Annotated in this window: 2 protein-coding genes; both read left to right on the forward strand. The window is 50.3% G+C overall.

From position 1 onward, the window contains the following. The first annotated feature begins 13 nt into the window (after positions 1-13). On the forward strand, positions 14-11,581 hold the full coding sequence (locus VM802_RS01965; protein ID WP_325527409.1) for a non-ribosomal peptide synthetase: 11,568 nt from the start codon (positions 14-16) through the stop codon (positions 11,579-11,581). A gap of 27 nt (positions 11,582-11,608) precedes the next feature. Beyond that, positions 11,609-13,378 carry an ABC transporter ATP-binding protein gene (locus VM802_RS01970; RefSeq protein ID WP_325527411.1) on the forward strand — a complete coding sequence of 590 codons (1,770 nt, stop codon included), beginning with the start codon at positions 11,609-11,611 and terminating at the stop codon, positions 13,376-13,378. Positions 13,379-13,387: the final 9 nt, after the last annotated feature.

Genomic DNA, 13,387 nt, shown 5'->3' on the forward strand with positions numbered 1-13,387 from the left:
GGTCGATTTGCCGGTGCCGGTATGCCTGGAGCGTTCGCATGAAATGGCGGTGGCGATACTTGGTATCATGAAAGCAGGCGGCGCTTATGTGCCCATTGATCCGGCTTATCCGGAAGACCGTATCCGGTTTATGTTGGAAGATACAGCTGCGACAGTTGTAGTTACCACCAGTGACCTTCAGGAACGTATACCGGCGTTTGCAGAAGCTGCGGCGATATTGCTGGATACCAACCAGGAGGTGATCAGCAAGTGTGCTGTAACAGCAATTAATGAGAAGCCGGTTCCTGGTAATCTGTCGTATGTGATCTATACCTCGGGCTCTACAGGTAAACCCAAGGGGGTGATGGTAGAGCATGCGGGCATGCTCAATCACCTTTATGCGAAGATCCATGACCTGCAACTGGATGAAGGTTCGGTAGTTGCATTGACGGCTTCCTATACTTTTGATATTTCCGTATGGCAGTTATTAGCGGCGCTGTTGTGCGGCGGCAAGACGGTGATCTATTCATCAGATCGTATTCTGCAACCGGTGCAGCTATTGCAGGGGGTAGAAGAAGATGGGGTAACGATCCTGGAACTGGTACCTTCTTATCTGAATGCCGTCTTACAGGAAGCTATCCCTGTCCATCTGTCTCAATTGCGTTACCTGCTGGTGACGGGAGAGGCGGTAAGCCAGGCGTTGCTGTCCCGTTGGTTTTCACATGCATATTATGGCCGTATTCCGGTGGTTAATGCCTATGGTCCTACAGAGGCATCTGATGATATTACACATTATATCATGGATGTAGCGCCGTCCGGCATCAATGTGCCGGTGGGCTCGCCGGTGCAGAACCTGCGTATCTATGTGCTGACAAGCGCTAACCAGTTATGCCCAGCCGGCGTTCCCGGAGAGGTTTGTGTAGCCGGGATAGGAGTAGCGCGGGGTTACCTTAACCGTCCTGATCTGACAGCCTCGAAGTTCGTGGCTGATCCTTTTCATCGGGATAGCCGGATGTACCGCACGGGGGATCTTGGCCGGTGGCTGCCGGATGGGAATTTGGAATACCTGGGGCGTATAGACGATCAAGTGAAGATCCGTGGTTTCCGCATAGAGCTTGGCGAGATAGAGAATGTCTTACAACAACATCCTGAAGTATCGCAGGCTGCTGTGATAGTGCGAACCGATGGAGAGGGGAACAAGCGGCTGGTGGCTTATGTGATGCCCGGCGCGACCTTTGATCGCGAGGCTACTGTAAGTTGGTTGAAGAGCCGGCTTCCGGAATACATGGTGCCGGCGTTGTTTGTGGCGATGGAGCAGTTGCCGTTAACAGGTAATGGTAAGATAGACCGGAAGGCGCTGCCTGATCCTGACGTCTCATCGTTGCCGGGAGGCAGTCATGTTGCGCCGCGTACGGAGGCGGAACATCTGCTGGCAGGCATCTGGCAGGATCTACTGAATAACTCACATATAGGTATATACGATAATTTTTTTGAACTGGGAGGCGATTCGATCATCACTATTCAGGTGGTGAGCCGTGTACGCCGCGCTGGTTACAACCTGCATCCGCGGGACCTGTTCCTGCACCAGACCATAGCATCGCTGGCCGGCAGGTTGCAGGCTGCGGACAACGCCGGGTCGTCCGGGGAACAGGGTGTGTTGGAGGGTACCAGCGGCCTGCTTCCGATACAGCAGCATTATTTTGATACTGTTGGGAGCGAGTTATCTCATTATAACCAGAGTGTGTTGTTATCAATTAACAAAAGCGTAGAAGAGTCGGTGTTATCATCAGCGATCAGCCGGCTGGTAGCGGTGCATGATGCGCTCCGCTATGCTTACCGTCAGGAGGAAGACGGTTGGGAACAATATTACAGCAGCTACATAGCATCGCTGGAAGTGAGCGATCTGAGCGGGATAGATGAATCTGAACTGGAAACGGCCATCGTGTCCCACAATGATCATTATCAATTGAGCCTCGATATAACGGGGGGTATTGTTTTTCGTGCAGTACTGATACAAACGCCCTCCAGCACCCTCCATAACCGGCTGTTGCTTGTTATTCATCATCTGTCGGTAGATAGTGTTTCCTGGCGTATCCTGGTGGAAGACCTGGAACAGTTATTACAGGATCAACATTTATCAATCTACAAAACAGCCTCCTATCGCCAATGGTATCAGGCGTTGGTATCCTACGGATCGCGCGAGGGGGTACAGCAGCAATGCAGCTACTGGGCAGGTTCATTCCAACAGTATCACCCGCTGCGGACTGATTATGATTGGGAAGGATTGCTAACCGGTTTGGATATCCAGGAGTGGAACGCATCACTGAGTGCCCCCCTGACAAGACAGTTGTTACAGGATGTACCGCGTGCTTATCATACAGACATCAACGACCTGTTGTTGTCTGCGCTGGCCCTGACGCTCAGTCAATGGACCAATCATGCAACAGTAGTGATCGGTGTGGAGGGTCATGGTCGTGAAGACATTGTTCAAGGTATTGACATCAGCCATACAGTAGGTTGGTTCACGAGCCTGTATCCTGTTGTGCTGGAAGTACCGCATGACAAAGATCCCGGAGTACAGCTGAAATCGCTCAAGGAGCAACTGCGAGGGATCCCTGACAAAGGTCTGGGGTATGGTGTGCTGAAATATATTAACAAAGCAGCTTCTCTGCAAGGTAATGACCCCTGGCAGATAGCGTTTAATTACCTGGGGCAGCTTGACAATGTCGTGAAAGAAGCGGAAGGAGGTATCTTCACGGGCGCTGCCGAATCATCAGGTATATCCGCTTCGGTTAATCACCCTGTACGGGAGCTGCTGTCTGTGGACTGTCTGGTACAGGGAGGAGAGCTGCACCTGAGATGGAGTTACAGCTGCCGCCATTTCGATCCGTCTACCATCACCAGCATTGCATCGGGCTTCTTATCAGAATTGAAGCGGTTGATCAGTCATTGTGTAAGTGTGGAGGTCCCGGTATTCACGCCATCAGACTATAACTTGGGGGCAGAGATCAGTTATGAGGAACTGGACCAGTTCCTGGATGCGGATTACAATGGTATTCCGCGTCGTTTGCAACTGAAAAGCATGTCGCGCCTGAGTCCTTTACAGGAAGGCATGTTGTTCCATCATTTGTACGACAATCAGGCGAAGGCCTATAATAAACAATTTACGTGCGAGCTGGTAGCTCCTGATATAGATGCATTTATTCAAAGTTGGAATCACCTGGTACAGCGCCATACCATTCTGCGCAGCAGCTTTTGTTATGATGTGTTCAGGATACCCGTACAGTGTGTTTACGGTGATGTGAAAATACCCGTGACCAGATTGGATTACCGTGGGTTTGCCAAGGAAGAGCAGCAGAGGATGATTCGCAGCTATATGGAGACCGACAGTATAAAAGGCTTTGACTTCGCCATTGCTCCGCTGATGAAGATCAGCCTGATACAGCTGGATGAGGAGCGTTATCACTTCATGTGGAGTCATCATCATATCCTGGTTGACGGCTGGTCTATGCCGATATTGCTGGAAGAACTGCTGACCAGTTATGAGCTGCTGACATCCGGAAACCAATTGTCTGTTGTTACAGAAGACCACTATGAAGATTACATCCGCTACATAGAGCGGCAGGACAGGGAAGAAGCATCAGCTTACTGGCGCAACTATCTTAGTGGCTTGGAAGAGCCCACCATGCTGCCTTTTATCGGAACATTGGCGGATCGTACAAAAGTACAGGCTGAATATGGTGATCAAATATTGCGGTTTGATACCGGGTTTACTGCCCGTATAACCCGTTACGCACAACAGCACAGGATTACTGTAAACACACTGATGCAGGGGGTATGGTCATATCTGTTGTATCGTTATACAGGGCGCGGGAATAATGTTTTCGGTGTTGTTGTGTCTGGCCGGCCTGAAAGCCTGCCGGGCGTGGAAAGCGCTGTGGGCATGTATATCAACACATTGCTGCTGCATGCCCGGATAGATTTGTCGCAGGAAGTAAGCGCAGGATTGCAGCAGATACAGGCAGAACAACTACAAAGCCGTGAATACCAATATACCGGTCTTACTGAAATACAGCGACTGTCAAATATAACCGGCGAGCTGTTTGACAGTATTATGGTATTTGAGAACTATCCTGTAAGCGAAGCGCTGGACGCTCAGCCCTGGAAGTTACAGGTGGAAAATGTGGTGGCGGAAGAGTACAGCAATTACCCGCTTACAATCGTTATTGTAGCGGGTGCACAGATAGCTGTCAACTTTAATTACAGCTGTCTGCTGGGACCAGTATACGCCCGGACGATCTCCGATCATTTCAGAATCGCCCTGGAGCAGATTGTGTCAGCAGAAAAGCTGACGTTTGGAGAAGTGGATATATTCTCTGAGGAAGAGCGTGGGCGCCTGTTACATGATTTTAATGCACATGATATTTCACTTGAACCGTCAAATATTGTACTTACATATTTTGCTGCCCAGGCGTCTTCACAACCAGATGCTCCCGCTGTAATTGCGGGAAACACCACTCTTACTTATCAGCAACTCGATGAGCAATCTTCCCGCTTTGCGCATTACCTGCGTAGCAGAGGCGTTACGGCAGGAACACTGGTTCCTGTGTGCTTGCATAGGTCGGCAGACATTATAGTGAGCATGTTGGCTGTTTTAAAGGCTGGCGGCGCGTATGTGCCCATCGATCCGGGTTATCCGGCAGAGCGTATCATATACATGCTGTCTGATACAGCGGCACGTTTACTGATTGGCAGCAGCCAGATATTTTCAGTGCTGCCATCATTGCCTGATCTTGAACTGATAGATGCTGAGAACCGCGAGGCATTATCAGCTACTTGTCCGGTAACTATACAAACAGGTGATATTACACTGGAACAACTGGTGTATGTTATTTATACTTCAGGTTCCACAGGCGTTCCCAAAGGGGTGCAAATTACGCATGGTGGCTTATCTAACATGGTAGGTTGGTATCTGAAACGTTATGGACTTACAACCGGTAATCAAACAACTGCGGTGGCAGGTATTGGATTTGATGCGTTTGGATGGGAAGTATGGCCGTCACTGAGTGCGGGAGCCACCCTGCATATCCTGGATGATGAGCAGCGTCTTTCTCCGTCAGGTCTGGCGGACTATTACGGCCGTGAAGCGATCACGCACAGCTTTCTGCCTACTGCACTGGTGCCGGAGTTTGTGGCGGCAACAAGAGGCCGGGCACTATCGCTGAAATACCTGCAGGCAGCAGGGGAGAAACTGTCGGCGTTAAATCTTGACGGTTTAAGCTATAAGATTGTCAACAATTACGGACCAACGGAAAACAGTGTTGTAGCCACTACTTATGAGTTGTCAGGCAATGAAGATGCGGCGCCGCCGATAGGTATACCGGTAAGCCATACACGAATATATATACTCAATGAAGCTGGGCAGTTATGCCCGGTCGGGGTGCCGGGAGAACTATGCATCAGTGGTGCGGGACTGGCAACAGGTTACCTCAACAGGGCTTCCCTGACAGTAGAGAAGTTCGTGAAAAATGCTTACAGTGATGCCTATGGCGGACGTATGTATCGCAGTGGAGACCTGGCTCGATGGCTGCCTGATGGCAATATAGAATACCTGGGCCGTATAGATGATCAGGTGAAGATCCGTGGCTATCGCATAGAGCTTGGCGAGATAGAGAACGTATTACAACAGCATGATATAGTGAGACAGGCTGTGGTAGCCATGAAAACAGATGATCGCGGCAACAGGCAGTTGGTAGGTTATATAGTACCGGAATATGAATTCGATAAGGAGCAGGTGACGACTTACCTGAAAAGCCGCTTGCCGGAGTATATGGTGCCCGCACTGTGGATATCATTGGATAAGCTGCCGATGACCAGCAATGGCAAAGTGGACAGGAAAAAGTTGCCGGAGCCGGATATCAACGCCTTACACGCCGGCAGTTACGAGAAGCCGCGCAATGCCGCAGAACGGGCGCTGGCAGGTATCTGGGAGGAATTACTGCGAATAGAGCGGATAGGTATATACGATAATTTCTTTGAACTGGGAGGGGACTCCATCATCACCATACAGGTAGTAAGCCGGGCCAAACGCGCAGGATACGAGTTACAGCCTAAAGACCTGTTCGTTCACCAGACTATAGAGCGGCTCGCCGTACTGCTCCGTGACAGGAAAAGCAGAATCCAGACCGCTGAAGAAGGCCTTCTTTCCGGCAGATGTGGACTGCTTCCAATACAACGGTGGTACTTTGAGCTGGAGAATTCCGCAGTGTCTCACTTTAACCAACATCTGCTTTTAACTGTTTCAAAAAATATAGACGAAACGTTTATATCACAAGCTGTCCGTGAGCTGGTACAATATCATGATGCTTTGCGGTTTACCTATAGCTGTACTTCGTCCGGTTGGGAACAATACTATGGCGCTTATGAAAGTAACCTGGAAACAGTGGATCTGCGGCATATTACATGCGACGAGTTGGCTGCTTCCATAAAGGAATACGGAGAGTGTGTGCAGAGTAGTCTCGATATAGGGCAGGGCATTGTGTTCCGTGCTGTATTGTTCCTGACTCCTCAGCAGGAGCAGCATAACCGTTTGCTGCTGGTGGTGCATCACCTGGCTGTGGATGGCGTTTCCTGGCGCATCCTGCTGGAAGACCTGTCGCTGTTGATTGCACAACCGGGCAAGCCTGTATTGTCAGTGCTTGGCAGCAAGGGCGTATCTTACCGGCAGTGGTATAAAGCCCTGGAAGCATATGGTAACCATCCGCTTGTGTCCGGACAGTATGCTTACTGGAGTGATATTGCAGCGCATTACGTTCCACTCCCGGTGGATCATACCTATGAGGGAAAGCTCACTGTCAATGATACAGGCACAGCGGTAGCAAAGCTGGATGTGCATAATACGCGGCGCCTCTTGCAGGATGTGCCGCAGGCTTATCACACAGAGATCAATGACGTGTTGCTATGTGCGCTGACAGTGGCTCTCTGTGAATGGGCGCAGATACCGCATATTACGGTGGGTCTCGAAGGGCATGGCCGTGAAGATACGGTAGCCGGACTTGATACCAGTCGCACGGTAGGTTGGTTCACCAACCTTTATCCGGTATTGCTGAAAACAGCTGCAGGTAAAGATCCCGGATATTTGCTCAAATCTGTTAAAGAACAACTCAGAAGCGTTCCTGATAAAGGTATCGGTTACGGAGTGTTGAAATATATCAACAAGGAGGAAACATTACAGCAGAAAAATCCCTGGAATGTGCTCTTCAACTACCTCGGTCAGCTGGACAATATGGTAAGCCGCGAAGGCGTACTGGGAATGGCTACTGAAGCTGCGGGCAGCAGCGTAAGGGATAATTTCCCTGCGTCAGACAGCATTTCCCTCAATACGATGATACGGGGTGGCGAACTGTATTTCGACTGGAGCTACAGCACCAGACACCATGATGCAGCCGGTATCGAAAAACTTGCGGCGCTGTATATGCAACATCTGCAAAACTTGATCACGCACTGTGTTACGAGAGATACTGCCGAATGTACGCCGGCAGATTATGGACTGAATGGAGTGGTGTCTGTGGAAGAGCTGGACGGCTTTATGGATGACGCTTATGAAGGCGTGCCAAGAAGGCAACAGGTGGAAAGTATCTACCGCCTCGGCGGCCTTCAGGAGGGGATGCTGTTTCACGATCTGTACGGCGGACAGGGAGCTTTTACAGAACAGCTTACCTGTGAGCTGTTGTCCGTGCAGCCCGATGCTTTTATCCGGAGTTGGCAACTGCTTATACAGCAACACAGCATTCTGAGGACAGGCTTTTACCATGATGTGTTTGCTGTACCTGTACAATGTGTGTATGAGAAGGTAACTGTACCAACAACCACGCTGGATTATCGCAACATGAGCGAAGAAGAGCAACAGGAAGCTATTGCAGCCTATGAATATGCAGACCGGCGCAGAGGCTTTGATCTGAAAGCAGCGCCACTGACACGTATGTGCCTCATCCGGCTTACAGATGACCGGTATCGCCTGCTGTGGAGTTTCCACCATATCATTATAGACGGATGGTCTTTGCCCGTGTTGCTGAATGAGCTGCTGGCGGCTTATGAGCTGCTGGTGGCAGGAAAGAACGTAGAGCTATCTCCGGTAGATCGGTATGAAGATTATATCCGTTATATAGAACGACAGGATAAGGAACAGACCGCTGATTACTGGCGTAAATATCTGTCGGGTGCGGATGAAGGATGCCTGTTACCTTTTATTGGCGCTACCGCAGAACGTAATAAAGGCATTGGTATGAAGGAAGCCGTGCTGCATCTGGACGCAGATGATACCGTCAGGATTGCTGATTATGCAAAGCGCCGGCATCTTACTGTTAACTCTTTGATGCAGGGCGTATGGGCGTACCTGTTATACCGCTACACCGGCCAGTGTAATGTGGTATATGGAGTTACAGTATCCGGCCGTCCGGAAGATCTGCCGGGTGTTGAAAGCAAAGTAGGTATGTTTGTCAATACGATTCCTCTGCATATTAATGTGGATACCAACGTTGATATTACCGGCTGGCTGGACCAGCTCCAGACGGCGCAACTGGAAAGCAGGCAATATCAATATTCTACGCTGAACGATATACAAAGATGGACCAACATTAAAGGAGATTTCTTCGATACGTCCGTCGTCTTCCAGAACTACCCTATCAGCGAAGCTGATATGCAGAAAGAGGTAGCGCTGGAAGTGAGCGACCTGGTGCTGCACCCGCAAACTAACTATCCGCTTACCATCAACGTTATCGCCGGCCGCGAAACCACACTGCTCTTCATTTATAACGATGACCTGCTGGATGCCGCCTGCGTGGAAATGATGATGGCGCATTTCAGACAGGTGCTGCTTCAGCTGGTCAGTGGAAAGCTGAAGCGGTGGAACGAGGCTGATCTGCTCACACCGGCAGAAACAGAGCAGCTGCTGGTAACGTTCAACAATAAAATCGTTTCTTATCCTCATCATAAAACATTGCCCGAACTGTTTCTGCTACAGGCAGCACTCACACCGGAAGCGCCGGCCGTGGTGTTTGAAAACACCGTAGTGTCGTATCGCGAGCTGGATGAACGTTCGGGAAGACTGGCTGCTTACCTGCGTAGCAAGGGCGCTGGCAGGGATATGCTGATACCGTTGTATCTTGAAAAATCGGCTGAAATGGTGGTGGCGGCATTGGGCATTATGCGCGCAGGCGCAGCCTATGTGCCGGTGGATATAACGTATCCGGTGGAAAGAATTGCTTACCTGCTGAAAGATACCGCCGCTACCCTTGTAGTAACAACAGCAGCGCTGGGTCACAAGATCAATGCATCGTCGGAAGTAACAGTGATATTACTGGATGAAGCAGCAGCAGATTTCAATCATCATTTGCCTGCACTGCCTCAACCGGCAGTACAACCTGAAGATCTGGCCTATGTGATTTATACTTCAGGTTCAACCGGACAACCCAAAGGTGTAATGGTAGAGCATAGAGGAATGCTCAATCACCTATATGCAAAGATCAATGACCTGGGGCTTACCGGAGCCAGCGTAGTGGCCTTCACTGCTTCCTATACATTTGATATATCTGTATGGCAGATGTTCTCTGCATTACTGTGCGGCGGTACAGCTGTCGTGTATTCGTCACAGCTAATGCTACAGCCGGCTGTATTGATGGAAAAGGTAGATGACGACAAGGTTACCATTCTGGAGCTGGTGCCTTCCTATCTGGCAACAATACTGCGTGAACAGATAACAGTCGGTCTGAAGAAGCTGAAGTACCTGTTGGTAACGGGAGAAGCAGTAAGTCAGCCATTGCTGGCGCAATGGTTTGCACATCCGGCATGCCGGCATATTCCTGTAGTTAACGCTTACGGGCCTACGGAAGCATCTGATGATATTACCCACTATTTTATGGAAGATGCCCCTCCACAGATGAATGTACCATTGGGGAGCCCTGTACAGAATCTGCGCATTTATGTGTTTAATAATGACCTTGAACTATGTCCGGTGGGCGTTATGGGAGAGATATGCGTTGCCGGTATAGGGGTAGCCAGGGGATACCTGAACCGGCCTGACCTTACTGCTGAGAAGTTCATTCCAGATCCGTTCCATCCCGGCAGCGGCATGTATCGCACGGGGGATCTCGGCCGCTGGCTGCCCGACGGCAACATTGAATATCTGGGTCGTATAGACGATCAAGTGAAAGTAAGAGGTTTCAGGATTGAACCGGGAGAAATAGAAAATGTGTTGCAGCAATTCGATACTGTTCACCAGGCTGCAGTGATTATAACGGTTGATGCCAACGGTAACAAGCGTTTGGTAGCCTACCTCGTGGTCAAAGAGGGTTTCAATCGCGAAGCCTTGGCCGGTTGGCTGAAAGGATTGCTGCCGGAGTATATGGTGCCTTCTTTCTTCGTTACGCTGGATGAAATGCCACTAACACCCAATGGTAAAGTAGACAGGAAAGCATTCCCTGATCCAGATGCCAATGCTCTTTTAGCCACTGCCTATGAGGCGCCGCGTAATGAACTGGAAGCTAAGTTGGCAGTCATCTGGCAGAATGTGTTGGGTGTACAACGGGTGGGCATAAACGATAATTTCTTTGAGTTGGGTGGCCTCTCTCTGCTAGTGATCGGCCTGATTTCCATCATCAGGAAAGAGCTGGGGTTGAAGGCGCATGTGAAAGATATTTTCAGTTATCCCACCATCGCGTCACTCTCTACTGCATTGAATGTTCGCGGTGCTGAAGCCGCCGGGACCGCAGAAGAGCGCATCCTGTCGCTTAATGAAGGCCCTGCCCAATTTCCTGTATTCATGCTGCCGGGAGCCGCCGGTGTTAATGAAGTATATGCTGCTCTCGGAGAGGCGTTGAATAATACCTGCGCGCTGTATGGTATCCAGATGCCTGGTGTGTTTGAAGGAGAGACGCCGCTCGCAGATCTGCGTGAAATAGCTGCCCGCAACATTACATGGATGAAACAGGTGCAACCCGCAGGCCCTTATCGTTTCATCGGACATTCGCTGGGCGGTGCAGTACTGTATGAAATGACAAAGCAGCTCGAAGCCGCCGGGGAAATGGTGCAGACCGGTATTATGCTCGACAAAGACACCAGTACCAACAGCTCTTTCAATGGAGGTGACAAAAATACGGAGGTGCTGTTTAAGCTGGTGATGCTGGTGATTGAGTTGGGAGGCATGGTCAGAAAGCCTTATCCTGAATGGGTAAGTGAACTGAAACATGCGCTTTCATTTGCTGATACAGAAAGCATCATGCCGGAGGTTACTTCCATTGTGATGAACAACATCGGTAACAGGAAGAACTATGCCGCATTTATGCTGCGGGTGGTAGCATTGGTACTCGCCAATGCCCGACTGGAGTATGTAGTGGACGGAAGTATACAGGCGGAGCTACTGGTAGTGAAAGCAGCTGAGACGTCCTGGAGTGAAAACAGCGGGAGTCTGGGCTGGGAGGCATTTACACCGCATGCGTGTCATATCACCGTTCCCGGCGATCACGACTCGCTGGTGAGCAGTGACAATGTACATGTGCTGGCTGCCCAACTTGGGGATTATCTGCAGAAGTTCAGGAATAAATAACGATTAAAAAAATCAAAGCGTTACCAGATGCAAAGATCAGAACATGTTACGGTAAAGGATATGCGAAATACATCTCTGCAGCCATTGCGCCGCCTCTTTGGTTATGCGCGGCCCTACTGGCCTGAGTTTGCCGCAGGCCTGCTTTTCCTGCTGATGTCCAGCCTGTCGGGACTTGCATTGCCACGACTGCTGGGGCAGTTGGTGGATAAGGGCAACAAGTTGGGTATGGGAGCAGAAGTGGCGCGCATTGGCTGGGTGCTGCTGGCGATCCTGCTGCTGCAGGCTGCCGCTTCCTTCTTCCGGATAGTGCTCTTCGCAAGGGTGACAGAGAAAACGCTGGCAGTTGTCCGCCAAACTGTTTACAGCCACCTGGTGAAAATGTCGATGAGCGTGTTTCTGCAGCGACGTGTAGGAGAGCTCAGCAGCAGGATCTCTGCGGATATTACGTTGCTGCAGGAAGTCTTTAACACTACCTTATCAGAGCTGATCAGGCAGCTGGTTATGGTGACAGGGGGTATCGTACTGCTGTTGATAACTTCCTTTCAGCTGACTGTTTTCATGCTACTGCTGCTGCCTGTTATGGTAATACTGGCTGGGGTGTTCGGACGGTTCATCAGCAGGTATGCGATGCAGATACAGGACAAAGTGGCAGCGTCCAACACAATTGTGGAAGAAACGCTGCAAGGGATCCTGAGCGTAAAAGCCTTCGTCAGCGAGTTCTTCGAAATTGGTCGCTATCGTCAACGCACCAACGAAATGGCGTCACTGGCTATAAAGGGAAGTAAATACAGAGGCGCGTTTGACTCCTTCGTGATTTTGGGCATCTTTGGCGCGCTGGTCGCTGTGATCTGGCGCGGCGCTACGACCGGTGTGCCTGCCGGAGAACTGTTTTCCTTCCTGCTGTACTCAGTGTTCATTGCCAGCTCCATCACAGGATTGGGGGAGGTGTACACTTCCCTGCAGAAAAGTATCGGGGCCACCACCCATCTTTTTGAGCTGCTGAAAGAGCCGGTAGAGCCGTTGACAGAAATAACCGACGTTATGCCTGAAAACGTGCTGAAAGGCGGGATTGCTTTCCGGAATGTACAGTTCCATTATCCTTTCAGAGATGACATCAACGTGTTGCATGGCGTGTCCTTCCAGGTGGGTGTCAATCAGAAGGTGGCGATCGTGGGTCCGAGTGGGGCGGGTAAAAGTACGATAGTGTCCTTACTGTTACGGCTATACGATCCTGTCAAGGGAAGTATTCTGTTCGATGACAGAAACAGTCACGCCATACCGCTGTCTGAGCTCAGGATGCAGATAGCTGTCGTGCCACAGGATGTATTCCTCTTTGGAGGAACGATTGGCGAGAACATCAGCTATGGAAAGAAAGACGCTACCACTGCGGAAATTATTGCTGCAGCGGAGAAAGCCAATGCCTGGGAGTTTATCCGCAACTTCCCGCAGAGTCTTGATACGATCGTAGGAGAGCGTGGTATGCAGCTCTCCGGCGGACAACGACAGCGTATCGCTATTGCCCGTGCTGTATTGAAAGCTCCCCGCATACTGATATTGGATGAAGCCACTTCCGCACTGGATGCAGAATCAGAAAAACTGGTACAAGACGCATTGGATAAACTTATGGAAGGCAGAACCTCAATTGTTATTGCTCACAGACTTGCCACCGTCAGAAAAGCAGATAAGATCCTGGTACTGGACAACGGCCGCATTGTGGAAGCAGGTACTCACCAGGAACTTATAAGCATGAACGGAGGCTTGTATAAAAATTTAAGTGAAATGCAGTTTGCTCACTAACCACTAACC

The organism is Chitinophaga sp., from assembly GCF_035538455.1.
Taxonomy (GTDB): domain Bacteria; phylum Bacteroidota; class Bacteroidia; order Chitinophagales; family Chitinophagaceae; genus Chitinophaga.